Source organism: Streptomyces lasalocidi (assembly GCF_005280215.1).
Classification (GTDB): domain Bacteria; phylum Actinomycetota; class Actinomycetes; order Streptomycetales; family Streptomycetaceae; genus Streptomyces; species Streptomyces longwoodensis.
In genome coordinates this window covers 2,360,042-2,385,027 of the sequence record NZ_SZNQ01000001.1, presented here as the reverse complement: position 1 = coordinate 2,385,027, position 24,986 = coordinate 2,360,042, and the positions used below count along the sequence as shown (strand labels likewise).

The following is a 24,986-nucleotide window of genomic DNA, read 5'->3' as shown; positions in this document are numbered from 1 at the left end:
GCGCGGGCACGTGGTGTCGACACCGTTTCCCCCCGTTGGGACGTCGAGGCGGCCACGGCAGCCGTCTCGGTCCCCTCAAAGTGACACGCGTCCGACGGGTGACAGCGGGCCGTTCCCCCGATCGGCAGTTGTATGCAGTCTCGAACAAGCCCGAGCGTGACCAGGCGAGTTGTCACTGGTTTGGGTCACATTCCGTACCGACGTGCGAAAAGAGGGGATTGGTCCACCCCGGAGGATGACCGGTTCCCGTGCGCGGAACGCGTTCGTCCGACGGGGCGGACCGGTACAAAGGTCGGGAACCGGGCAATGTCCCGACGTCGAGAAACGGAGCCTGCCGTGCCCACACGCCTGACCCTGGCCCTGCCCCTGCTCGCCGCCACCGCCCTGACGGGGCTGGTCCTCGCGCCCACCGCGTCCGCCGAAGCCGACCCGCCCGGCTGCCCCAAGGAGTACTTCTGCATCTACGCGGGGGAGGGCCAGACCGGCCAGCTCCTGCTGAAGACCCAGCACAGCTGGACCGGCAGCATCAGCGGCCGGTCCGTGTTCAACAACGGCATCCCGTACCCGAACGCCGACCACATACAGCTCACCTGGACGTACCAGGGCAACACCTACGAGCAGTGCGTGCACTACAACCCGGGTCCGGGCGAGTACAAGCTCGACTTCTACGAGGGAGTGACGTTCACCAAGGCGTCCTGGCGGGGCGAGTGCTGACCACGGCGTCCCGCCGGGGTCAGCCGAGCACGCGGGCCAGGGCGAAGCCGTCGTAGCCCTTGCCGCCCACCGTCTGGATCGCCGTCCCGCTCAACCGCGGGTGGGAACCGATGAGTTCGATGGCCGCCCGGGTGCCGCGCACGTCCTCGGCGGTGCTGTCGGCGTCGACGACCCGCCCGCCCCGGACCACGTTGTCCAGGACGATCAGGCTGCCCGCGCGGGTCAGCCGCAGCGCCCACTCGACGTAGTGCGGGTTGTTGCCCTTGTCGGCGTCGATGAAGACCAGGTCGAAGGGCGGGGGGTTCTCGTCGGCGAGCCGGGGCAGCGACTCCAGCGCCGGACCCACCCGCACCTCGACCTGGCCGTCCAGGCCGGCCCGCGCGAGGTTGCGCCGGGCGACCTCGGCGTGGCGGGGGCTGTACTCCAGGGAGATCAGCCGGCCCTCGGGCGGGAGGGCGCGGGCCAGCCAGATCGTGCTGTAGCCGCCCAGGGTGCCGATCTCCAGGATGCAGCGGGCGCCCTGCACCTGGGCGAGCAGCTGGAGCAGCTTGCCCTGGTTGGCGGTGACGCCGATGGGCGGCAGCCCGGCCGCCTCGCTCTCGCGCAGCGCGGCCGCGGTCACCTCGTCGTCGGGGGAGAGGTGCTCGGTGAAGTAGGCGTCGACGGCGTCCCAGACCTGCGACTCGCTCATGGCTCTGCCTCGTCCTCGCTGTGCGACCACTGACAGCAGGACCTTAGCGGCGCCGACCACGGCTCCGCGTGCAGGTCGGGGGCCGGGAACCGACCCGGCGGGACGGCCGGTCAGCCGGAGCACTATCGTCTTCCGGACAAAAGGAGAGCGGACGTCAGGTGAAACCGCGGTGGCCTGCGTCTCTGTCCGGGCAGGTGCGAGCCTCATAGGGTTTGCAGGGGAGACCCCGCGCACAGGACGCGCGGGGCGAACGGGGCGGGAGGCAGACGCGGCGTGGCGAATGCGGAGCACAGCGGGCGACCGGCGGGTGCCTTCGGGGCGACAGCCGTCGGCGCGACCAGGGCGCGGCTGCACGCGGCCCGCCTCGGACTGTGGGCGATCGCGGCGGTCCTCGCCGTACGGCAGGTGGCCGTCGTCCTCAGCACCCCGCGCGGGGAGCGCCTGACGGACCTGGAGACCTGGGTCGGGGAGAACGGCGTCCTGCACGTCAACGGCTCGCTCTACGACTCCACCCGGTTCACCGGCACGCCCTTCGGCGGCCTCGTCCTCAAGCCCCTCACCCGGGCCGCGGAGCAGGCCCTCGGCTGGGGCTGGACCTTCGGCTCGCTGCTGCTGGTCGTCGCCCTCGGCCTGGTGGCCGCCCGCGCGCTGCCCGAGCCGGTCACCCGGCGGGCGTCGCTGCTGGCAGCGCCGGTCGCGATCAGCCTGCTGATGCTGTCGCTGCCGGTGCGCAACGCGCTCTGGCTCGGGCAGACGAGCATCCTGCCGGTGCTGCTGGTGCTGTGCGGCTGCTTCGTGGCCCGGGGCGAGCGCACCAGCGGGGTGCTGATCGGCGTGGCGGCGGCGTTCCAGCCGACGATCCTGCTGTTCGCGCCGCTGCTGTGGTTCACCGGCCGGCGCCGGGCGGCGCTGTCCACGGGCCTGACGTTCCTGGCCTGCACCCTGCTCGCGTGGGCCGCGATGCCGCACGACTCGTACACCTACTGGGTGCACCACATGGCGGGCACGGGCCTCGGCGGCAAGGCCGACGACCTCGCCAACCAGTCGCTGCACGGCGCCCTGCTGCGCCTCGGCCTGTCCGGGCCGCTGGAGATCGGCCTGTTCCTCGCGCTGGGCGCGGCGGTGGCGGTCCTCGGCGTGCGCCGCGCGGTGCGCTACGCGCGCGACGGGCAGCTGCTGCTCGCGGTGGCGATCACCGGCTGCGCGGCGATCGCGGTGTCCCCGACGACCTGGCAGCACCAGCTGCTGTGGGTGCTGCTCGCGATCGTCGGCCGGGTCGGCCGGCGGGCCTCGGACCGGCTGGTGTGGCCGGTGGCGGTGGTCCTGGTGATGACGCTGCCGGCGCGGATGATGCTGCCGAACATGGCGGCGCTGTACCCGCTGCGGGACAACGTCGTGCTGCTCGCCGCGCTGGCCGCGGCCACGCTGGTGCCGTTCCTGTCGCGGACCTCGCCGTACTTCTACCGCCCGGTCCCGACGGAGTACGCCGAGCAGCCCCCGGCGCGCTGGCGCCGCGTCCCGCTGGTGCCGTTCCTGCGGCGGGTGCTGACCCGCCCCAACCTGCTGCTGGAGCTGCTGCTGATCCGCGTGACGTACGCGGCCTACCAGCAGGTGCGGCTGGCGGCGACCGGCGGCACCAACTCGGGCGGCCGGGCGCGGGCGGAGGCCCACGGGCACCAGGTCCTCGACATCGAGCGGTTCCTGCACATCGACGTCGAGCACTGGGCGAACCACGCGGTCGTCAAGGTCGACTGGCTGCGCAACTTCTTCGACTTCTACTACGAGTCGTTCCACTTCGTGGTGCCGCTGTCGGTCCTCGCGCTGCTGTACTGGCGCCGGCCGGTGGACTACCGCTGGGCCCGCTCGGCGCTCGGCTTCGCCACGCTGCTCGCCCTGGTCGGCTTCTGGCTGTACCCGCTGGCCCCGCCGCGCCTGATGCCGAACCTCGGCATCATCGACACCGTCCACGGCGTCCAGGACTTCTCCCAGCCCGACTACGGCACGCTGACCGCGCTCACCAACCAGTACGCCGCGATGCCGTCCCTGCACTTCGGCTGGTCCCTGTGGTGCGGCCTGGTCATCGCGATCGTGGCGCCCAAGTGGTGGATGAAGGCCCTCGGCCTGCTGCACCCGCTGTTCACGGTCTCGGCGATCGTGGCGACCGGCAACCACTGGGTGCTGGACGCGGTGGGCGGCGCGGTCGTGGTCGTGGCGGGCTTCGCCCTCACCTACGCGCTCCAGGGCCCCCGGGGCCGCATGACGAGGGCCACGGCGGTACGGGAGGAAGACACCCCCCGCCCCCTGGAACCGGAGCGGGAACGCGCCGCCGGGGCGTGAGCGCGGTGTGACACGGGGGGCACACTGGGGGCATGGACTACGTCGGACGGGTGCCCGCGCCGCCGCTCGACCGGTTCGTCGACGACGTCTACTGCCTGACCGGCGTGCCCCGGCACCGGCTGATGAACGTCCCGCCGATGCCGTCGGCGCACCTGTTCCTGCACCTCGACGGGCCCGTGCGGCTGTGGGACCCCGACCGGTCGACGGAGCCCGCGGTGTTCGCCGACGGATGGTTCATGGGGGTGTGGACCAGGCGCTTCCTCTTCGAGTACCCGGCGCGCGTGCGGCTCGTCGGGGTGCACTTCAAGCCCTGGGGGATGGCGCCCTTCGTCGGTCTTCCGGCCACCGACCTCAGCGACCGGTGGGCGCCGGCCGATGCCGTCTGGCAGCGCTCCCTGGACCGGATGCGCCACCGCGTCGGCGACGCCACGTCGGCCGCGGGGACCCTGGACGTGCTGGAGGAGGAGCTCACCGCGCGCCTCGCCGGGACCCCGGCGCGCGGCCTGGACCTGGTCCGGCACACGGGCCGGCGGCTGGAGGCGGCGCACGGCACGGTCCCGGTCGGCGCGCTGGCCGACGCCGCCGGGGTCAGCGGCAACCACCTGGCGAACCTGTACAAGGAACACGTCGGGGTCACCCCCAAGCGGATGGCGCGCATCTACCGCTTCGCGCGGCTGATCCTGTCCGTGGACGCCGGGCAGCCGGTCGACTGGGCGGACCTGGCGCAGTCGGCGGGCTACTTCGACCACGCCCACTTCAGCCGGGAGTTCAAGGACTTCACCGGCCACACGCCCACCCAGTACCTGGCCCTGTGGCGCAGCTTCCCCGGTGAGCGCAGCGGCCCCCACGACTTCGGCCCGATGCCCGCCGATTGATTTCTTACATGCCCGGGCCCGCCGCGCCGCGCCACGATGGCGGTGAACCAGCACGGAGGCGGACGAGGAGGACCCGTGGGCACGGTGATCTTGCACAGCGTGGTGTCGGTGGACGGCTTCATCGCCGACGACGAGGGCGACGTCGGCCCCCTGCACGAGTGGTATTTCAGCGGGGACGTCCCGATCCTCCCCGGCTCCGGCTCCGGCTCCGGCGGCGCGGAGGGCGACGAGCCGTTCGACCACTCCGGGAGCGGGGGCGGCATCCGGGTCTCGCGGGCGTCGGCCGACTACGTGCGGTCGACCTGGGACTCGATCGGCGCGATCGTCATGGGCCGGAACCTGTTCGACCAGGTGAACGGCTGGGAGGGCAAGCCGCCCGCGGGCGACCACGTGGTCGTGGTGTCCCACCGGCCCAAGCCGGACGGCTGGCACCCCGAGGCGTCCTACCACTTCGTGGACGACGTCACCGAGGCGATCGCCACGGCCCGCGCACTCGCCGGGGACGGGACCGTCGCCGTCAACGCCGGTGACGTGGGCGGCCAGATCCTCGCGGCCGGTCTCGTGGACGAGGTGGCCATGGACGTCGTCCCGGTGGTGTTCGGCTCCGGCCGGCGCTACTTCGGCGGCATCGACGGGCAGCACCTGCTGGAGGACCCGCACGTGGTGATCCAGGGCGAGCGGGTCCTGCACCTGCGGTTCAGGGTGCGCCGCTGACCGTCGCCGGCCCGGCACGGCCAGGTGGTCGCCGTGCTCCAGGTCCTCGAGCAGCGTGGGGTGGGTGACCAGCCGAGCTGCTGTTGGGTGCGCGCCCTGGAGGCGGGCCCCGTCGTGGCCGTAGGCCAGGGCCATGAACGGGCTCCCGACGCGGGTGGCGGCCTCGTCGGGGGTGAGCGAGGCCGTGGGCAGGCCGAGACCCCGGGCGATGGTCTCCGCGATGCTCCTGAGGGTGATGCCCTTTCTCGGCCACTCCGGGCAGGACGCTGCCCGCGGGTGCCTTCTCCACAGCGAGGCGGAACAGGACCGCCGCGTCAAGCCGATGGACGGCGGGCCACCGGTGGGTGCCGTCGCCGATGTACGCCGATACGCCCGTCCTGCGTGCGGTGGCGATGAGCAGGGGAACGAAGCCGTGGTCCTCGGGGCCGTGGACCGTGGGGGCGAGGCGGACCACACTCGCGCGTACTCCTCGGTCGGTGCAGTCCAGGCACGCGCGCTCACCGGTGATGCGGAACGCCGCGAGCCCGGCTGTGTCGGGTTCGTCCTCCTCGGTGCCCTCCCGGCCGGCGCACAGCCCCAGGGTGGCCGAGGTGACGACGAGCGGCTTGCCCGAGTGCTCCAACGGCCGCCCGAGCGTCTCGAACGCGGGCCGGTTGCGCCCCATCATGTCGTCGAGGTCGGAGAAATCGCCGCCGTAGGCCATGTGCAGGACGCCGTCGGCGGCCCGGGCGCCGCTCTCCAAGCAACGCGGTGACACCGACCCTCCGCGAACCGGAGTTGGCCAAGGCCGCGTCGCTCACGGAGGCCGTTGCGCAGGCGCTACGGCAGCGTGTTGTCGGGGATCGGCTGGCGGACCTGGTGGCCGCGCAGACCGGCTGGGCGGTCTCCCACCACGCGGCCGGTGTCTGGATCGACGATCCCTCGCGGAGCCTGGACACGCACCTCCTGCGGGCCTTCGACGATCGGCGGGCCCTGTCCGCGCCCGCCGATTACGGCGTGGAGAGACGGTGAGGGGTAGTGGTCGGCGCAGTACGCGAAACGCACGCTTGATGAACGGGCACGCAGGCGCCTTTCAGCCGCTGCGGTCGCCAGCCCTGACCACTGCACCGGGTGGGGTGCCTGGTGGCACCGTCGTTGCGCCCTTGGGCTTCGACCGCCCGTGTGGGCAACTGGCGAGCCAGCCAGCCTTTGGTGAGGGCTGTCCAAGGCATTGCCGCGACACGTCGTGTGATGTGGATCACCATTGACCAGCTTGTTCGATCCACACATGATCATCACAGCTTCTATAAAGAAATGTTAAGGGAATGGGTGGGGGCGTGTTTATCCAGGCACGGCGGCATAGACGCCGTTACGCGGTGTGGAGCGGGGCGGTGGCGGCCGCTATTCTGGGGGGCGTTGTTCCTGGTCTGGGAGTCGGCGTGGCTTCGGCCGCCGGGGACGGCGGCGCGTCGGTCGCGGCGGATGTGACACCGGAGTCGAAGGCAAGCGCGCTGGCGGCGAAGACCGGTGAACGGGTGGGTGTGGAGACAGCGACCACCGAGTCGTCTCAGGTCTTCGCCAATCCGGACGGCAGCTTTACCCAGGAGATGAACGCGGCCCCGGTCCGCGCCCGGAAGGACGATGGCACCTGGGCCGCCATCGACACCACGTTGCTGCGCGGCGCCGACGGCTCGGTGCACTCACGCAATACGACCGCGGACCTCACCTTCTCCGGCGGCGGGACCGGCAAGGGCCTGGTCACACTGGAGGACGACGGGCACGAGCTGACGCTCAGCTGGCCCACAGCGCTGCCCGCGCCGAGCCTGGACGGCGCGACGGCCACCTATGCCGACGTCCTGCCCGACGTCGACCTGCGCCTGACCGCGCTGAGTACCGGCTACACGTCCGTCCTGGTGGTGCGAACCGCCGAGGCAGCGGAGAACCCGGCACTGGCGACCATAAAGATGACCGTTGCCGGCAGCGACCTGGACATCGCCCCGACGGCCAACGGTGGCTTCGTCGCGCGCGATGGGGACGGCACCCCTGTCTTCGACAGTCCGGCCGGCCGGATGTGGGACTCGGCAGGTGACGCCGCGGACGTCGACAGTGCCGGGGCCACCACGCAACTCGCCCGAACTGCCCCCGTATCACCGCAGTCCGCTGGCACGTCCGAGCCCACCGCCAGTGCGGATCCTGAGCCGACCGCCAGTGCGCCCGAGCCCGCGACGGCAGCCGCTCCGCTGCCCGCCGCGCACGGCGAGCCGGCCCCCACCGAGGGCCCTGGCACTGGTGACGCGGCGGCCGATCTGCCGCTGAAGGTCACCAGTAACACACTCGAGATCACGCCTGATCCGGCGCTGCTGCACGGTGAGGACACCGTCTTCCCGCTGTACATCGACCCGCCGACCAAGGGCATTGCGCTGGGCGACTGGACGGCGCTGGCCTCCAACGGCACCAAGTACTGGGAGTTCTCCGGTGACAAGGGCGTCGGGCGCTGCTCCAACTACGCCGGCTACCTGTGCGCCAGCACCCCGTACACCCAACGCATGTACTTCGAGTACCCGCTGTCGTCGATCCACGGCAAGAAGATCCTCGACGCGACGCTCGAGGTGTATCAGGTGTGGACGTTTTCCTGTACGCCGCACTGGTACGACCTGAGCCGCGTGGACAAGGGCATCTCCTCCAGCACCACTTGGTCGACGCGGCCTGCCGCCGTGGACCTGATGGGTGACCGCAACGTCGCCTACGGCCGGGGCACGTTGTGCGATCCCTCGCAGCCGGCGAACTGGGTGCGCTTCAGCGACAACGTGGACGAGACGAACGAGAACCTGACGACGACCCTCTCCTCCTACGCCGCGAACAAGACGGCCGAGGTCACCTTCTCGCTGACCGCGCACGACGAGTCCGACGCGGGCGCGTGGGCGCGTTTCCGCAATGACGCCAAGCTGTCGGTGACGTATGTGTCCTACCCGTCGGTGCCCACGGAAGCGTCAGTGCAGGTCGGCACCAGCGGGAAGGCGTGCGGGACGGCCGCGGTGCCGCAGGTCACCAGCGACACCACCCCGACGGTGTACGGCACGGTGCAGTCGGTCGACGGCTCGCAGGCACAGTTGCGGGCGGTCTTCGAGGTGTGGAAGGCCGACGGATCCAGCCGCGCCTGGGCCGCAACGTCGCCGCCTAGCGCCTGGGTGGCTGACAACGCGATACGTGACGCCACCTCATCCGCGCTCGCCGCGCAGACCGACTACAAGATGCGCGCCAAGACGCAGGCCTATTACATGACCGACCGCGGAGTCAGCGGTGTCCTGGACTCGTCCTGGTCCGGCTGGTGCTACTTCCGCGTCGACACCGACTCCCCGCCGCCTCCGGTCATCTCCAGCTCGGACGGCCGCTACCAGCCCGCCGCCACCACCCAACCCGCGGACGGCGTGGGCGTCACCGGCCAGTTCCTGTTCACCCCCGCCGACACCGACGCCGCCACGGCCGGCATCCAGTCGGACGTCGTCAGCTACCGCTGGCGCCTGAACAGTGGAGCCGTCTCCGCACCGATCACCGTCGCCAAGGGCACCTCCACCAAGGTTGGCATCACACCCAACCAGGTCGGCGAGAACACCATCCAGGTCTGGGGTTACGACGCGGCCGGCCACAGCTCGCAAACCGGCTACTACAGCTTCCTGGTCAACCCCGGAGCCCCGCCCACAGGCGTCTGGCACGCCGACGGCAACGGCACCGACGCCACCACCAGCACCACACCGCACAACCTGACCACCGCCGCGACCGCCTCCTACAACGCTCTCGCACGCGGCGGCACAGCTGCGCTGAAGCTGGACGGCACCACCGGCTACGCCCAGACAGCCCAGCCGGTGCTGGACACGACCAAGTCGTTCAGCCTCTCCGCGTGGATCCGTCTCAACGACGTCACCCGCAGCCAGACGATCGTCTCCCAGCAGGCCACCACCCTGTCCGGCTTCGCACTGCACTACTCGGCCACCAGCAAACGCTTCGCCTTCTCCCGCTACAACAGCGACGTGGCCGCCCCCACAGCGAGCCGCTCCACCTCCCTTGCTGCTCCGGTCGCGGGGGTGTGGACCCATCTGACGGGCGTCTACGATGCCGTCGCCCAGACCGTCCAGCTCTACGTGAACGGGCGCGCCCAGGGCGCTCCGGTCTCCTTCACCAGCCCGTGGGCGGCCACCGGGCCGCTCCAGATCGGCAGGTTCCACAACAGCACCGGCTACGTCGAGTACTTCGGTGGACTCATCGACGAGGTGCACGCCTGGTCCCGGGTGCTCGCAGACGAGGAAGTCGTCAAGGACGCCCGTCTCACCGACACCGACGCTGGTGACGGCACGACCGGTGACCCGGTCTCCGCACTCGTCGCCGAGTGGAACGCCACCGACACCGCCAACGCCACCGGCACCACGATCAAGGACAACAGCGGCTACGCCCGCCCGCTGACCCTCAGTGGAGCAACGCTGGCCCAGATCACCACCGGCGCAGACCCCGACACCGGTGAGGTCGGCACCACCAAGCAGACCATGCAGCTCAACGGCACCAGCGACTACGCCACCGCCGCCGGCTCGCTCGTCGACGACACCGGCTCCTTCACCGCGACCGCCTGGATCACCCTGGACCCGGCCAAGTTCGCCGACACCACCAAGTCGTACGCGGTGCAGGTGTTCGGCCAGTCCGGCACCAGCCAGTCCTCCTGGGGCGTCTGGTACGAGCAGCCGGCTGGCAGCACGCAGGGCCGCTGGAAGTTCGGCCGCCCCGCTACGGACTCGGCTGGCGCGACGTGGACCAGGAACGAATCAGACAGTGTCAGCGCCGTCGCCCTCAACGGTGAACCCGTCATGGTGACGGTCGTGTACGACGCACAGACGACAGTCGACACGCCTAGCGGCCCACAACTCGGCTCACTCATTCTCTACGTTGACAGCGCACGGATGGGCAACGAGGACGACGTGTCGTTCCCAACTCCCTGGCAGGGGAACGGATCCTTCGAAGTCGGTAGGGCGAAGATCGATGGTGCTGCCGCACGGTACTTCCCCGGCACGATCGACAGCGTGCGTGTCTGGACCGGCGCCACACCCACCAGCGTGATCGCCGACCGCTGGAACCGGGAACAGTAAGCGGCCGATACGGTCCGGGGCGGCCTCACTGCTCGCCCCGGACCTTGAGGCCCCCCACATTCTTTCGTTCCGGCGCCGGTGAGGCATCCGGGGCGACATCTGCCCATTTCAACTCAGGGGATCACTGTGTCTTCCTCACCCCCCAAACGACATGCTTCAGGGGCGGTCGTCCGTCGCTGGTTCGGCCGCGGCGCGCTGATCGCCGCGCTCTCCCTGCTGCCGCAGGTCGTGGCCCCGTCGGGCTACGACTTCACCGCCCAAGCGCAGTCGACGGCCGGCCGCAAGAAGCTGGAGGACCGGCCCGAGGCCAGAATCGACAAAGTGGGCGTGCTCAAGCCGGGCACGTCCAAGGCGCCCAAGGACAAGGCCGCACCGGCTGTCACACAGACGCGTGAGCGGCTCGGCAAGGCCGTCTGGCCGACGGCGGGCAGCGCCACCGCCCAGGTGTCGACGGCTGGCAAGGCGTCCGTCACCGTGGGCGGGCTGGCCGTGAAGCTGGCCCGGGTACCCGGCAAGCAGCCGCTCAAGGCGGCGAAGGCCACCGGCTCGGCCGAGAAGATCGCGCTCGCCGTCCAGCCCCGCGCCGCCGCCCAGAAGGCCGGCGTCAACGGGGTCCTGCTGCACCTCGCCCCGGCCGGTGCCGCCGCCGACAAGCTGCGCATCTCCCTGGGCTACGCCTCGTTCAAGGACGTCTACGGCGGCAACTTCGGCCCCCGGCTGCGTCTGGTCACCCTCCCGGCGTGTGCGCTGACCACCCCGCAGAAGGCGGCGTGCCGCACGCAGACGCCGGTGGCGGGCGCCGACAACGACGCCGCGTCCCAGACGGTGAGCGGTACCGTCTCCTCCCGTACGCCGATGCTGCTGGCCGCCTCGACGGACGGCTCGGGCAGCGGGGGCGGCAGCGACTACAGTGCGACCTCGCTGTCCCCCACCTCGACGTGGGAGGCGGGCGGCAGCACGGGTGACTTCACCTGGAACTACCCGCTGCGCGTGCCGCCGGCGACCGCCGGCCCGTCGCCGAACCTGTCGATCTCCTACAACTCCGCCTCGGTGGACGGCCGTACGGCCGGGGAGAACAACCAGACGTCGGTGATCGGTGAGGGCTTCTCGATCACCGAGTCCTACATCGAGCGCAAGTACGGCTCGTGCAAGGACGACGGGCAGACCGGCAAGGGCGACCAGTGCTGGAAGTACGCCAACGCCACGATGGTCCTCAACGGCAAGGCCGTCGAACTGGTCAACGCCTGCACGGACAAGGCGGCCTGCGACAGCGCTGCTCTGTCCCAGGCGTCGGGCGGCACCTGGAAGCTCAAGAACGAGGACGGCACCCGCGTCGAGCACCTGACGGGCGCCACCGGAAACGGTGACGACAACACCGAGTACTGGAAGGTCACCGACGCCTCCGGCACCCAGTACTTCTTCGGCAAGCACCGCCTGCCCGGCTGGAGCGACAAGGGCACCACGGACACCGCCGACGACGACCCCGTCACCAACTCGGTGTGGACTGCACCCGTATTCGGCGACGACTCCGGCGAACCCTGCTACAAGTCGACCGGCTTCGCCGACTCCTCCTGCAACCAGGCCTGGCGCTGGAACCTGGACTACGTCGTGGACACCCACGGCAACGCCTCCACGTACTGGTACGCCAAGGAGACCAACTACTACTCCAAGAACGCCGACACCACGGTCAACGGCACCGCCTACACCCGCGGCGGCTACCTCAACCGCATTGACTACGGCCTGCGCAGCGACCTGATCTACAGCAAGCCCGCCGCCCAGCAGGTGCGCTTCACCTACGCCGAGCGCTGCGTCGTCTCCGGCGGCTGCTCCAGCCTCACCTCGACGACCAAGGCCAACTGGCCCGACGTGCCGTTCGACATGATCTGCGCCTCGGGCACCAAGTGCACCACGCAGATCGGCCCGTCCTTCTTCACCCGCAAGCGCCTGACCGACGTCACCACGTCGGTCTGGACGGGCAGCGGCACCACCCAGCGCGACGTGGACACCTGGCACCTGGACCAGAGCTTCCCCGACACCGGTGACGCCTCCTCTCCCAGCCTGTGGCTGAAGTCCATCCAGAACACCGGCAAGGCCAACACCACCGCGGCCCAGATGCCCCCCATCGTCTTCGGCGGCATCCAGCTGCCCAACCACGTCGAGGGCAGCGGACCGGACACCCTGCGCTACATCAAGTGGCGCGTGCGCACCATCAAGGCCGAGACCGGCTCGACCACCACGGTCAACTACTCGGACCCGGACTGCATCTGGGGCTCCGGCATGCCGGCGGACATCGACAAGAACACCCGCCGCTGCTTCCCCGTCAAGTGGTCCCAGTCCGGGGCCACCCCGGTCACCGACTGGTTCCACAAGTACGTCGTCACCTCCGTCTTCCAGGACGACCCCTACGGCCACGGCGACACGGGCGAGAAGTACTACGACTACCAGGGCGGCGCCGGCTGGGGTTACGCCGACGACGAAGGCCTCACCAAGCTGGCCAACCGCACCTGGTCGCAGTGGCGCGGCTACGGCAAGGTCGTGGAGACCTCCGGCGACGCCGAGGGTCCGCGCTCGAAGAAGTCCACGCTCTACCTGCGCGGCCTGAACGGCGAGAAGGAACTCGACGGCACCCCCCGCGTGGAGAAGGTCACCGACTCCACCGGCACCGCCCTCGACGACTCCCGCCAGTACGCCGGCTTCGTCCGCGAGACCATCGTCTACAACGGCTCCGACGAGGACAGCGGCACCATCAACACCCCCTGGTCCTACCGGACCGGCAGCCACACCTACGGCTGGGGCACCACCGACTCCTGGATCGTCCAGGCCGGCCAGACCAGCACCCGCACCAAGACCTCCACCGGCACCCGCACGGTCACCCAGAAGACCACGTACGACACCACGTACGGCATGCCGCTCACGGTCGAGGACAGCGGCGACGCCGGCAAGCCCGGCGACGAGTCCTGCGTGCGCACCGGCTACGCGCGCAACACCACGGCCTGGCTGGTGAACCAGGTCTCGCGCACCGAGACGTACTTGGTGCCGTGCGCGACCGTCCCCACCGTCCCCGACGACGTCGTCTCCGACGTCACCACGGCCTACGACGGCCAGACGGTCGGCGTGGCGCCCACCAAGGGCGAGATCACCGCCTCCTACCGGGTCGCGAGCTACGACCCGGTGACCAAGGCGCCCGTCTATCAGCAGGTCTCCGGCTCCACCTACGACAAGCTGGGCCGCCCGGTCACCGCGACCAACGCCCTGAACCGCACGGTGAAGACCACCTACGTCCCCGACGACACCGGCTACGGCCCGATGACGTCGAAGACCAGCACCGACCCCAAGCTGTTCACCTCCACCACCGAGGTCGATCCCGCCTGGGGCAGCGCCACCAAGAGCACCGACGCCAACGGCAACGTCACCGAGTGGGCCTTCGACGCCCTCGGCCGCCTGCGGCAGGTGTGGAAGCCCAACCGGTCCCGCGCGCTCGGCGACGCCGCCAGCCTCGCCTACACCTACGACATCAACAACGACAAGGAGACCTGGGTCCGCACCGACGCCCTCAAGGCGGACGGACAGACATACAACAGCGCTTACGAGATCTTCGACGGCCTCCTGCGCTCCCGGCAGAAGCAGGTCCCCGCGCCAGGCGGCGGCCGGGTCATCTCCGAGACTCTGTACGACGACCGCGGCCTGGCCTACGTCACCAACGACCAGGTCCACGACAACCTCGCCCCCTCGGGCACCCTGGCCAACACCTTCCCCGGCTCTGTGCCCGCCTCCACCGAGACGGTCTTCGACGCCGCAGGCAAGCCCACCGAGTCGGTCTTCCGGGTCTACGACCAGGAGAAGTGGCGCACCAAGACCGACAAGCTGGCCGACCGCACGGCGGTCACCGCCGCCGCGGGCGGCACCGGCACGGTCACCTTCACCGACGCCCGCGGCCGGGTCACCGAGCGCCGCGAGTACGCCGGTCCCGTCCCGACGGGCACCGACTACACCCGCACCCTGTTCGAGTACACGCCCGGGGGACAGGTCAGCAGGATGACCGGTCCGGACGGCTCAGTTTGGTCCTACGGCTATGACCTGCGCGGCCGCACGATCACCTCCACCGACCCGGACAAGGGCACCGTCACCACGACGTACAACGACGCCGACCAACCGGTCACCACCACGATGACCCTGGAGAAGACGACCCGCACCCTGGTCACCGACTACGACGAACTCGGCCGCAAGACCGGCACCTGGGACGGGGTCAAGGACAACGCCCACCAGCTGACCAAGTTCACCTACGACAGCCTCGCCAAGGGGCAGCCCACTGCGGCCATCCGCTACGTCGGCGGCACCACCGGCAAGATCTACTCCCAGGTCGTCACCGGCTACGACAGCCTCGGCCGCCCCAAGGGGACCAAGACGGTCATCGCCGCGAGCGACCCGCTGGTCGTGGCCGGGGCGCCGCAGACCTTCACCACATCGACCGTCTACAACAGAGACGGCACGGTCCAGTCCACCTCGATGCCGGCGCTGGGCGGCCTGCCCGCCGAGACCGTGGCCAACAGCTACAACGACCTGGGCATGCTCACCGGGTCCGAGGGCCTGACGGACTACGTCCAGAACATCGGCTACTCCCCGTACGGCGAGATCGAGGAGACCCGCCTGGCGACCTACGACGGCGCCAAGCAGCTCCAGATCCTCAACCGCTACGAGGACGGCACCCGCAGGCTGGTCAACTCGCACACCGTCGACCAGACCAACGCCGGCTACACCAGCGACGTCGACTACACCTACGACGTCACCGGCAACGTCACGTCGGTCACCGACAACGCGGGCGGCAAGGACACCCAGTGCTTCGCCTACGACGGCCACCGCCGGCTGGCCGAAGCCTGGACGCCGGCGTCCGGGGACTGCGCCACCGCCCGTTCGGCGAGCGCGCTCGGCGGACCGGCCCCCTACTGGACGAGCTGGGCCTACAAGACCGGCGGCCTGCGCGACACCCAGGTCGAGCACAAGACCACCGGTGACACCACGACCGCCTACGGCTACCCGGCCCTCACCCCCAACGGCGGCGGCCAGCCGCACACCCTGACCTCCGTCACGGTCGACGGGGGCGCGGCCAGGAACCTGCAGTACGACGAGCAGGGCAACACCACCCAGCGGTACGGGCCCACCGGCGTCGCACAGAGCCTCACCTGGGACATCGAGGGTGAACTCGTCCGCCTCACGGAGGGCACCAAGAGCACCGACTACCTCTACGACGCCAACGGCGACCTGCTGATCCGCCGCGGCACCGACCAGACCGTCCTCTACCTCGCCGGCCAGGAACTCCACTACGACACCGCCGGCAACAAGTTCACCGCCCAGCGCTCCTACCCGGCCGGCGACGCCACCGCCGTCCGCACCGAGACGGGCCTGTCCTGGATGGTCGACGATCACCACGGCACCGCCTCGATGACGGTGGACGCCACCACCCAGGCGGTGACCCGCCGCTACACCAAGCCGTTCGGCGAGACCCGCGGCCCGACACCGGCCGCCTGGCCCGACGACAAGGGCTTCCTCGGCAAACCCGCTGACACCGACACCGGTCTCACCCACGTAGAGGCTCGAGAGTACGACCCCACCACCGCGCGCTTCCTATCCGTCGATCCAGTCCTCGCACCTGAGGACCACGAATCTCTGAATGGCTACGCCTACGCCAACAACACGCCCGTCACGCTAAGTGATCCGACGGGCCTGCGCCCGTACACAGAATGCGAGAACGGGTGCAGCGACGGCAAGGGCGGCACCTATCGCGACGGTCTATCGCCGAACGGGAAGGGCGGGTGGACCTACCACTCCACGCGGACCTACTCCCAGACATTCCAGTATCAGACGGCAAGTGGCGGTGTCGGAAGCGGCATCATGACCTTCACGGTCCGCTCGAATGGCGGCGTCACCACGGCTCAGGTGACGTTCAAAAAGGGCCCGGAACCTCGCCCCAAAAAGGACGACGGTGTTTGCAATGCATGCTGGGCTATGGGGACCAATCCGCACTACGACCCAAACGCAAATGACATCCCGGATGCCGGGAAACTAGCCACCTGGCAGAAAATTGTTCTGGGAGTAGTCACGGGTTTGGCGGTCGTTACAGTAGCTGCGCCAGTGGCCGTCGCGGTAGGTGATGGCTGCCTGGCAACGCTTCCGGTCTGCGCTGCGGAAATTTCGGAGATGGTGACCGGTGGTGCATCTGGCGGAAGTGCAATTGTGGGAAGCACGGCCATCGGAGCCGGGATCGCAAAGACCGAAATGGGTGCTGCAGGCACTGAGAGTCAAGCTTTGGTTCGTTACAGCAAGAACTGGGCTTTCAGGCAAGAGAACAACTTGCAGATTCCGACTCTGGTCACCCCGGCTGGTAGGACTCTGAGCAAGCACGCTGCTGAAAGAGTGGCAGGCAGTGGTCCCGGGCGCCCCCCGACGACTTTGAACGCCGTCGACTACATTCTAGAAAATGGCGATAAGGTAAAATATGATTCATGGAGGGATACGATCCAAGTGAGAGCGACTCAACTCCCAGGCAAGCCCTATGTCGCTCTATCTGCGAGCAACCCGAACTATGTGGTGACCGTCATGATCCCGAAGGCCTTTAAAATACCGTGAAGCCTCAAGAAGAACTACTCTCCATGGCCCGCAAATTCATATCGGGCGACGATCGTTCGATGGAGTTCGTGGCATCCATCGAGAGTTTCGCTCTGGAGCATCTTCTTGATTCCGAGATGTTCGAGTTCCTGACGGAAGGGCTTTCTCTCTATCGCCCTTGGGCTGGATCTCCATACTGGACGGAAGAGGACATGCTCCAACTGATGAAGGACTTCGTGGCTGAGTTTGGGCACGGAGGAGTCGTAAGGTAGTGCTTGTCGAGGCTCGGTAAAAATGGAATTTGCATTTTTACCGAGCCTCGACAATGCCAATGTGGCGCATTGTTCTGCACTTCGCCGCAGATCTGCATGTCACGCCTGACTGTAGAGGTAAGTTGCCAGGACCGGCCCTGGAAGGGTGCCTGATAGCCGCCGTGGCACCAGCTCCTCGTGCACGACGTCCACAGCCCGTCACCCACCAGCGTCTTCGCCCCCTCGGGCGTCGCCCCCGACACCGTGCACCACACGCCTGTCAACGTGTTCCGCTCGGTGGGCTGGCCCCGCTACGACACCCTCATGGCCGACTAATGGCCCGGTGCTAGCGGCGCGGAGGGCGAAGACGGGCAGCGAGGCCAGCCCGTGCGAGAGCACTTGGACCACCTCCTCGCAAACATGTCCTGGCAGAAAGGACCGTCTCACCAGCTCGACTCGCCGGTGGTGCAGGTGAGGCGAACGAGGTACTGTGCAGGCCGCTGGACTCCGGGGACGGCAATGGCAGGCAGGGTGAGCACCGGAGCCGCGCGGTCGCCGTCGACGACCGCGGGTCCTCTAGATGGCGTCGGCGTACCGGGCGGCCAGGGCGGTGAACGCCTCGGCGAGTTCCGGGGGGCCGATCACCTCCATGGCCGCTTCGAAGCGGCCGAACGACGCCGCGAGCGCTCCCCACGACCAGGAGCCGGCGGTGAGGGTGCACGTGTGGTCGTCGACGGCCTCGGCGGTGCCGTCCCCGACGAACGGCAGGACCTCCCGTACCGGCAGGTGGAGGAGCACCGTTCCCCGGCAGGGCCAGGCGCCGGTGTCCGAGCCCTTGAACCGTGCGGAGACGAACCCGGCGACGTCGCCCCCGGGGATCGGGCGAGGGGTGAACCGGGGGCCGTTGGGAATGCGCGGACGGATGCGCCGCGCGCTGAAGAGCCGCCAGTCGTCGCCGTCGAGGTCCCACCCGACGAGGTACCACCTGCCGTACGAGGTGACGAGGTGGTGCGGCTCCACGCGGCGGGCCGGCCCGGCGGGGGCGGCGGCTCCTTGGTCCCGTGGCACGTAGTCGAAGCGGAGGACCTCCCTGTCCCGGATCGCGTCGGCGAGGGTGACCAGCACGTCCGGGGACACGTCCACGGGAACGGTGTCTCCGCCGCGACCGACGGCCGTGACGTCGAGCGCGTCGAGGCGGTGGCGCAGTCGTGCGGGCACCACCTGGCGGATGGTGGCGAGGGCGCGGACGGCGGCTTCCGCGATGTCGGCGCCGAGGGCCGGTGCCGCCTGGAGCGCAAAGGCCACGGCGACGGTCTGGTCGTCGTCGAACAGGAGGGGCGGCAGCTCGCTGCCTGCCTCGAGCCGGTACCCGCCGTCGGGCCCCATCGTGGCCCGGATGCGGTACCCCATCTCCCGCAACCGCTCGATGTCCCGGCGCACGGTGCGGTCGCTGACGTCCAGCCGGGAGGCCAGCGCCGATCCCGGCCACTCCTGCCGCATCTGCAACAGCGAGAGCAGGTTCAGCAGCCGGGCGGTCGTCGTCATGTTTCGCACGCTAGCGAAGGTCCAGGACAGGAACTGACCTACACGGGCGGGAGGGTGGAGGCACCGGCCAGCAGGGCCGCCCGCCTTGAAGGAGCGACGATGACCATCCAGACCACCACCCACCTCAACTTCCGCGGTGATGCCCGCCAGGCACTGGAGTTCTACCGGTCCGTGTTCGGCGGACACCTCGTGATCACCACCTACGCCGACTTCGGCATGCCCGCCGACGTGCCCGGTGCGGACAAGGTCGTCTTCGGACTCGTCGCCTCGGACGGCGGCTTCCGCGTCATGGGGTACGACGTCCCCGGACAGACCGGGGGAGGCCTCGCCGGCGGCGGTTCGACCCGCCGCGAGAACAACACCACCCTCACCGACCAGGCGCTGTTCGTGTCGGTCGGGTCGAACAGCCTGGAGGAGCTCCGGAGCCACTGGGAGGCACTGTCGCCCGGCGCGACCGTGGTCGAGCCGCTGGCCGCCTCGGCGTGGAGCGCGGGCTTCGGGATGCTCACCGACCGCTTCGGTGTCACCTGGAGCTTCAGCGTCGCGCCGTGAGGCCCAGGTGGGTCCTGAGGAAGCGGGCGGCGCGGTCGAGTGCGGCGTCCGCCTCGTCGAGGCGGCCGTAGTGGTGCTGGAAGACGTGGGGGAGGCCGGGCCCGACCTCCAACGTGACCTCGACGTCGTCCGCGCCCGCCCGGCCGGCCAGCCGGACCGCGTCGTCCAGCAGCACCTCGTTCGCCCCGACCTGCACGAGGAGCGGGGGCAGGCCGGCGAGGTCGGCGAACAGCGGGCTGGCCAGGGGGTGTGCCGGATCGGTCGTGCCGAGGTAGAGGTCGGCGTAGTCGCGCAGGTCGGCTTCGACGAACAGCGGGTCGGCGTCCTTCTTGGCGCGGATGCTCCCGCCGGTGAGGGTGAGGTCCACCCAGGGGGAGAAGAGGACCACGGCGGCCGGCTGCGGCAGTCCCGTGTCCCGGGCCGCGAGCAGGGTGGCGATGCTCAGGCCGCCCCCGGCGGAGTCACCGGCCAGCACGAGGTCGCGCGGGTCGGTGTCCGCCAGCAGCTCGCGATAGGCCGCGAGCCCGTCGTCGACGGCCGCGGGGAAGGGGTGCTCGGGCGCCGTCCGGTAGTCCACCGACACCGCCCGCAGTCCGGCGCGGCGGGCCAGTTCACCCACCAGCCCCGCATGGGTGTCCGGCGAGCCGACGACGTATCCGCCGCCGTGCAGGTAGAGCATCCGGCCGCGACCGGAGGCGTCGGCCGGGTCCAGCTCCAGGGCCGGCCGGCCGCCCAGGACGGTCCGGCGGGTGACCACGCCCTCCGTCGCGGGCCGGCCGACGGCCGCGGCGAAGCCGCTGCGCTGCTCTTCGGGAGTGGGCCGCGTCTCGCTGCGCGGGGCGGAACGGAGCAGGGCGTCGAGTGCGTCACGCTGCTGTCGGGACATGTCGGCCTCCGTGGGTCGGGGTGCGAGGATGGATTCCGAGGAATCCATCTGTCCGAGCCCAACCGGATTCCGAGGAAAATGATTCCTGGGAATCCATTGGAGTTTGCCGTGACCCACGTCACCCCCGTCACCCCCGTCTTCACCGACCTCGTCCGTGTCGAGACCAGGCTGTACAACGCGGTGAGCGCCCGCCTGCGCGCGGAACAGGGGCTCGGGCTCGGTCAGTTCGAGTTCCTGGAGATCGTCGACCGCGTGCCGGGGTGCCGCGTGCTCGACATCGCCGGGGAGCTGGCGATCACCGTGGGGGCGGTCAGCAAGGCGGTCGACCGGCTGGTGGCGGCCGGGTGGTGCGAACGGGTCGCGCACCCGCAGGACCGCCGCTCGTCCGTCCTGCGCCTCACGCCCGAGGGCGAGGAGCGGCTGGCCGCCTCCCGTCCCGTCGTCGAGAGTGCACTCCTCTCGCTGACCTCGGCGGTCTCCCCCGACGACCTGGCGCGCGTCGCCTCAGTCCTGGTCACCCTGCGCGCGGCCCTCGAAGCCGGCTCCCACGGCCGACCGGGCTGAGGGGGCGGGACCCGCGGACGGCGTCGTCCCGGACGACGGACGCGGTCGTGGCCGGGTCCCCGCACGACGTGTCGTGCCCCGCAGGCGGCGTTCGGCGGGGCGTTCCACGCCGACGTACGCGAGGGCCGCCGCGGTGAGGCTGACCGCCAGCAGGGCCGACCAGGCGAGCAGCGTGTCCCGGCCCGGGGCCGGCTTGCCCCACTGGTGGAGGGCGGCCCGGATCACGATCTCGTGGACCAGGTACCAGGCGAACGACCAGTGACCGAGACGGATCATCCAGGTGCCGGTCAGTCCGGTGCGCCGGCCGTCCAGGTCGGCACGGGCCGCCGCGCAGATCAGCGCCGCGTACAGGGGCGCCGACAGCCACTGCGAGGCGGTGTAGGGGCCGTACCAGACGGCGTCCGGTACCGCGTGGTGCCAGGGGACCAGGACCAGGTGCCAGGCGACGACCAGGGCGACGGCCGGCCACAGGCCGATGCGGGGCCGCCACCCCCGCTTCAGGGCGAGGCCCGCCAGGACGCCCAGCACGAACTGCAGCGAACGGCTCAGCGGCAGGTAGTCCAGTGCCCAGGCCCGGGTCGTCGGGTCCAGCCCGGACAGCGCGGGCCACAGCACCAGGGCGGCCACCGTGAGGGCCGCCGCGGTCCACGCCCACACCCGTGCGCGCCGCCCGGCGAACAGCGCGAGCAGCGCCGGGAACGTCAGGTAGAACCACGCCTCGTCGCTCAGCGACCAGGCCGCCGGGTTGCCGCCCGTGAACACGACCGGGTCGGGCGACCAGGCGTGCACCAGCAGCAGCGTCGCGGCCACCGCAGCCGCCGACACCGGGCGGCCCACCCACGCCCAGACGGCCACCGACGCCGCCACGCTCACCGCGAGCAGCGGCCAGATCCGGGCGAACCGGCGCCGCAGGAACACCCGCGCCGGGACGCCCGCTCCGTCGTAGGTCCAGGCGAGGACGACGCCCGACAGCACGAAGAAGAACGTCACACCGCTCCGCCCGTACCAGACCGCCTCGCTCACCCACGGGACCGTGCCGACCTGACGGGACAGGTGGTAGAGCACGACCAGCAGGGCGGCCCAGAAGCGCAGTCCGGTCAGCGAGGGCAGCCGGTCGCGTCCGGGGGCCGGGGGCGGGGTCAAGGCGGGTCCTTCGGGTGCCGGGAGGGGGAGACGTGCGCCGGGCGAGCCCGGAGGACGGCGAGAGGCTAGCACCGGCCCCCGGACGGCCCTTCCGCCGGTTCCCCCGGGGTCAGTTCGGGTGGCCCCACTCGCACCACACCGTCTTGCCGCCGCCGGGCTGCGGCGCCACCCCCCACTTGTCCACCAGCGACTCCAGCAGGAGCAGCCCCCGGCCCGACTCCACCTCCGGGTCCGCGGTCAGCACCACCGGCGGCAACGGCGGTGCGTCGTCCGTCGCCTCCACCCGCAGCCCCGCCGGCTGCCGGAGTAACAGCACCGTGCAGCGGCGGTCCGGCACGTGGCGGTGCACGTTCGTCACCAGCTCCGTCAGCGCCAGCTCCACCGTGTCGGTCAGGTGCGCCAACTCCCATTCCGCCAGCAGGGACCGCGCGATCCTGCGCAGGTGCCGCGGCGAGTGGTCGCCGACCGTCAGCGTCAGGCGGTAGTGCGGCAGGCGCGGCGCCGCCGGCGTCGGGGGAATGTATCCGTTCACGGTACGAGAGTGCCCCGCGGTGACTACGCTCGGCTACCACTTGAATACAACGCGTTCCTCCGTGGTCGGAAGGGGCCCCGCGTGACCCACGTCAACGTCCTTGATCCCGGCGCCTCCCCGCTCGACTACTACGGGTTCGAGCTGCGGCGCCTGCGCGAAGCCGCCGGGCTGACCCAACGTCAGCTGGGCGACATCCTCAACTACACCGGGTCGCTGGTCGGCCAGATCGAGACGGCCCGCAAGGTGCCCACCCCGGAATTCAGCGAACGGCTGGACGCGGCGCTGGGGACCGGGGGGTTGTTCTCGCGGCTGGTCGACCTGGTGCTGCGCAGCCAACTCCCGGCCTGGTTCCGGCAGACCGCCGAACTGGAGGCGCGGGCCACGGAGATCTGCACCTTCCAGACGCACATGGTCCACGGACTCCTCCAGACCAGGGCCTACGTGCGCGCCGTGCTCAGCGTCCTCGACCACACCGACCTCGACGACCGCACCGCCGTCCGGCTCGGCCGACAGCGGATCTTCGAAAAGGAGGAACCGCCGGTCTTCTGGATGGTGATCAGCGAGGCCGCCCTTCATCAGGAGATCGGTGGGCGCGAGGTCATGCGCGAGCAACTGACCCACCTGTTGGCCTTCGAGTACAACTCCCGGATCAATGTCCAGGTGTTGCCTTACGAGGCAGGTGTACACGCGGGCTTACAAGGCTCGTTCAACCTCTACCGCTTCACTGGGGATCCCACCATCGTCTACACCGAGGGGTACGGCAGCGGGCACCCGACAGCCAATCCGGACACGGTCGGCGACTGTTCGCTCCGTTACGATCATCTCCGGGCCGCCGCTCTTTCCCTCAAGGGCTCGGCGGAGTTGATCCGGCGTGTGATGGAGGAACGCTATGGAGAGCAACGCGTTGACGACGGTGATCCAGTGGCGTAAGTCCACCTACAGCGGTGACCAGGGCGGTGATTGCGTCGAGATCGCCTCCACCCCCTGCCCCGCCGTCGCCGTCCGGGATTCCAAGAACCCCGCAGGGCCCGTGCTGTCCTTCCGGCCCGGTGCCTTCCGGGAGTTCGTCGCCTGGAGCGGGGACACGGCCGCCGTCTGAGTCACTCCCTGCCGGACGACGTCAGGGCCAGGACCCCCGTCAGCAGTGCGGCGATCAACAGCGGGACGCCCAGGTCGTGGTGGACCACCAGCCAGGCGCCGATCAGCGCCCCCGCGAACATGGCGACCACGGACGCCGTACGGCGCGGGGAGCGGTGGCCGGAGCCGCCGCCCAGCCGGGAGTCGGAGGCGAGGCCGGTCAGCGTCATCGTCAGGACGGTGGTGGTGAGGTCGGCCACGCCCAGCTTCCGGACGGTCGCGTTGCGCGCGCCCATCGCGAGTGCGGTGAGTGCGATGACCGTGTACGTCATCCACGTGGCGTGCGGCGCCGCGAACGCGACCGCCGCCGAGGCGCCCACCAGCAGGGCCTCGGCGGCGAGGACCAGCCGGGTCCAGGTGCGGCGGGCCCGGCCGCCGATCCGGCGGGCGACCCGGCCGCCGACCGCGGCGCCCAGCAGGAAGCAGGCCAGCGAGGCGGCGGTGTGCGACACCGAGAAGCCGGGCGCGCCCGCGGCGGCGAAGCCGAGGACGACCACGTTGCCGGTCATGTTGGCGGTGAAGACGTGGTGCAGGCCGAGGTAGCTGACGGCGTCGATGAATCCGCTCACGGTGGTCAGCGCCAGCAGCACCACCACCAGCGGCAGTCCGCGTGCCTCGGGGTCACGGGAGCCGGTGTCGGGGCCGGGGGTGTCAGGGGTGTCGCCGCTCACTGCCCCAGTGGACCACGTGGGCGGGCCGGGAACGCCGAAGGCGGCGACCCCGGGTGGGGTCACCGCCGTTCGGCTGTGAGGTGAGGGAGGTGCGGCTCAGTACCAGCCGTTGGCCTGCCAGAAGTTCCAGGCGCCCACGGGGCTGCCGTAGCGGGAGTTCATGTAGTCGAGGCCCCACTTGATCTGGGTGGCGGCGTTGGTCTTCCAGTCGGAGCCGGCGGACGCCATCTTGGAGCCGGGGAGGGCCTGGACGAGGCCATAGGCGCCGGAGGAGGCGTTGGTGGCGTCGACGTCCCAGCCGCTCTCGTGCTGGACGATGTGCGAGAAGGCGTTGAACTGCGCGGCGTCCGGGATCATCTTGTGCGCGATCGCCTGGGCCTGCGTGGCGGAGGCCGGGGTGGCCGTCGCCGCGTGGGCGGGGGCCGCGGTCAGCGCCATGCCGACGGTGGCGGCGGCGACGGCGGCGGTGCCGAGGACCTTCTTGGGGGACGACACGACGCGGCGGATGACGGAGACGGACACGGAGAACCTGTTTCTTCGGGGACGGGGAGGCCGCCGGACCCGGTGCGGGGTCCGTGGCGACGTGGTCCAGAGAAACAGGCCCGAATTGCCCTGGCAAGAACCCCTTGTACTAGTTGTGGCCGCATCATGGGTCGGCGC

20 protein-coding genes are annotated in these 24,986 nt (G+C 70.3%); 13 read left to right on the top strand and 7 right to left on the bottom strand.

From position 1 onward, the window contains the following. The first annotated feature begins 336 nt into the window (after positions 1 to 336). Positions 337 to 714, top strand: coding sequence for a peptidase inhibitor family I36 protein (locus E4U91_RS10690; protein WP_241678550.1), 378 nt, complete (start codon positions 337 to 339; stop codon positions 712 to 714). 19 nt (positions 715 to 733) lie between these two features. On the opposite strand, the gene E4U91_RS10685 is transcribed toward E4U91_RS10690, so the two are convergent. Further along, entirely contained in the window at positions 734 to 1,405 is a 672-nt protein-coding gene (locus E4U91_RS10685) for an O-methyltransferase (RefSeq protein WP_137306637.1), read from the bottom strand. 273 nt (positions 1,406 to 1,678) lie between these two features. Between E4U91_RS10685 and E4U91_RS10680 the strand changes: the two genes are divergently transcribed. From E4U91_RS10680 to E4U91_RS38050, 8 genes are all read left to right on the top strand, one after another. Next, positions 1,679 to 3,742 (top strand): bifunctional glycosyltransferase 87/phosphatase PAP2 family protein, encoded by a 2,064-nt coding sequence (locus E4U91_RS10680; RefSeq protein WP_137306636.1) that lies wholly within the window; start codon positions 1,679 to 1,681, stop codon positions 3,740 to 3,742. Between the two features lie 32 nt (positions 3,743 to 3,774). Continuing rightward, on the top strand, positions 3,775 to 4,617 hold the full coding sequence (locus E4U91_RS10675; RefSeq protein WP_137306635.1) for an AraC family transcriptional regulator: 843 nt from the start codon (positions 3,775 to 3,777) through the stop codon (positions 4,615 to 4,617). Positions 4,618 to 4,692: 75 nt separating this feature from the next. Next, complete coding sequence (locus tag E4U91_RS10670) at positions 4,693 to 5,331, top strand: dihydrofolate reductase family protein (RefSeq protein ID WP_137306634.1); 639 nt, start codon at positions 4,693 to 4,695, stop codon at positions 5,329 to 5,331. 750 nt (positions 5,332 to 6,081) lie between these two features. Next, positions 6,082 to 6,342 carry a hypothetical protein gene (locus E4U91_RS10660; RefSeq protein WP_174867784.1) on the top strand — a complete coding sequence of 87 codons (261 nt, stop codon included), beginning with the start codon at positions 6,082 to 6,084 and terminating at the stop codon, positions 6,340 to 6,342. Between the two features lie 503 nt (positions 6,343 to 6,845). Continuing rightward, a complete protein-coding gene (locus tag E4U91_RS10655; protein WP_422070935.1) occupies positions 6,846 to 10,442 on the top strand; it encodes a LamG-like jellyroll fold domain-containing protein in 3,597 nt (1,198 codons plus the stop codon). Between the two features lie 1,023 nt (positions 10,443 to 11,465). After that, positions 11,466 to 17,066, top strand: a complete 5,601-nt coding sequence (locus E4U91_RS10650; RefSeq protein WP_422070934.1) for an RHS repeat domain-containing protein — start codon at positions 11,466 to 11,468, stop codon at positions 17,064 to 17,066. A gap of 23 nt (positions 17,067 to 17,089) precedes the next feature. Then, positions 17,090 to 17,317 carry a hypothetical protein gene (locus tag E4U91_RS10645; RefSeq protein WP_137306631.1) on the top strand — a complete coding sequence of 76 codons (228 nt, stop codon included), beginning with the start codon at positions 17,090 to 17,092 and terminating at the stop codon, positions 17,315 to 17,317. Between the two features lie 177 nt (positions 17,318 to 17,494). Then, entirely contained in the window at positions 17,495 to 17,632 is a 138-nt protein-coding gene (locus E4U91_RS38050; RefSeq protein ID WP_168218097.1) for a hypothetical protein, read from the top strand. A 240-nt stretch (positions 17,633 to 17,872) separates the two neighbouring features. Here E4U91_RS38050 and E4U91_RS10640 read toward each other — a convergent pair whose 3' ends face one another. Beyond that, positions 17,873 to 18,841 (bottom strand): helix-turn-helix transcriptional regulator, encoded by a 969-nt coding sequence (locus tag E4U91_RS10640; protein ID WP_137306630.1) that lies wholly within the window; start codon positions 18,839 to 18,841, stop codon positions 17,873 to 17,875. 99 nt (positions 18,842 to 18,940) lie between these two features. Between E4U91_RS10640 and E4U91_RS10635 the strand changes: the two genes are divergently transcribed. Next, positions 18,941 to 19,393, top strand: coding sequence for a VOC family protein (locus E4U91_RS10635; RefSeq protein WP_137306629.1), 453 nt, complete (start codon positions 18,941 to 18,943; stop codon positions 19,391 to 19,393). Here the strand turns inward: E4U91_RS10635 and E4U91_RS10630 are convergent. Further along, the gene (locus tag E4U91_RS10630; protein ID WP_137306628.1) at positions 19,377 to 20,279 is read right to left on the bottom strand and encodes an alpha/beta hydrolase; all 903 of its coding nucleotides are present in this window, start codon (positions 20,277 to 20,279) and stop codon (positions 19,377 to 19,379) included. The genes E4U91_RS10635 and E4U91_RS10630 overlap by 17 nt on opposite strands. A gap of 108 nt (positions 20,280 to 20,387) precedes the next feature. Between E4U91_RS10630 and E4U91_RS10625 the strand changes: the two genes are divergently transcribed. Beyond that, positions 20,388 to 20,843 carry a MarR family winged helix-turn-helix transcriptional regulator gene (locus tag E4U91_RS10625; RefSeq protein ID WP_241678548.1) on the top strand — a complete coding sequence of 152 codons (456 nt, stop codon included), beginning with the start codon at positions 20,388 to 20,390 and terminating at the stop codon, positions 20,841 to 20,843. On the opposite strand, the gene E4U91_RS10620 is transcribed toward E4U91_RS10625, so the two are convergent. Then, the gene (locus tag E4U91_RS10620) at positions 20,784 to 21,986 is read right to left on the bottom strand and encodes an acyltransferase family protein (RefSeq protein WP_137306626.1); all 1,203 of its coding nucleotides are present in this window, start codon (positions 21,984 to 21,986) and stop codon (positions 20,784 to 20,786) included. The two genes, E4U91_RS10625 and E4U91_RS10620, sit on opposite strands and share 60 nt — an antisense overlap. 109 nt (positions 21,987 to 22,095) lie before the next feature. Next, positions 22,096 to 22,518, bottom strand: a complete 423-nt coding sequence (locus E4U91_RS10615; RefSeq protein ID WP_137306625.1) for an ATP-binding protein — start codon at positions 22,516 to 22,518, stop codon at positions 22,096 to 22,098. Positions 22,519 to 22,599: 81 nt separating this feature from the next. On the opposite strand from E4U91_RS10615, the gene E4U91_RS10610 reads away from it, so the two are divergent. Both E4U91_RS10610 and E4U91_RS10605 read left to right on the top strand, forming a co-directional pair. Continuing rightward, on the top strand, positions 22,600 to 23,448 hold the full coding sequence (locus E4U91_RS10610; RefSeq protein WP_137306624.1) for a helix-turn-helix domain-containing protein: 849 nt from the start codon (positions 22,600 to 22,602) through the stop codon (positions 23,446 to 23,448). Further along, positions 23,408 to 23,617 carry a DUF397 domain-containing protein gene (locus tag E4U91_RS10605; RefSeq protein ID WP_137306623.1) on the top strand — a complete coding sequence of 70 codons (210 nt, stop codon included), beginning with the start codon at positions 23,408 to 23,410 and terminating at the stop codon, positions 23,615 to 23,617. The genes E4U91_RS10610 and E4U91_RS10605 overlap by 41 nt, the downstream gene beginning before the upstream one ends. A 1-nt stretch (position 23,618) precedes the next feature. On the opposite strand, the gene E4U91_RS10600 is transcribed toward E4U91_RS10605, so the two are convergent. Together E4U91_RS10600 and E4U91_RS10595 are read right to left on the bottom strand one after the other, a co-directional pair. Then, positions 23,619 to 24,326: a YoaK family protein gene (locus E4U91_RS10600; protein WP_137306622.1), complete on the bottom strand. Its 708-nt coding sequence runs from the start codon at positions 24,324 to 24,326 to the stop codon at positions 23,619 to 23,621. Positions 24,327 to 24,422: 96 nt separating this feature from the next. Then, the gene (locus E4U91_RS10595) at positions 24,423 to 24,848 is read right to left on the bottom strand and encodes an aggregation-promoting factor C-terminal-like domain-containing protein (protein ID WP_137306621.1); all 426 of its coding nucleotides are present in this window, start codon (positions 24,846 to 24,848) and stop codon (positions 24,423 to 24,425) included. Positions 24,849 to 24,986 lie beyond the last annotated feature (138 nt).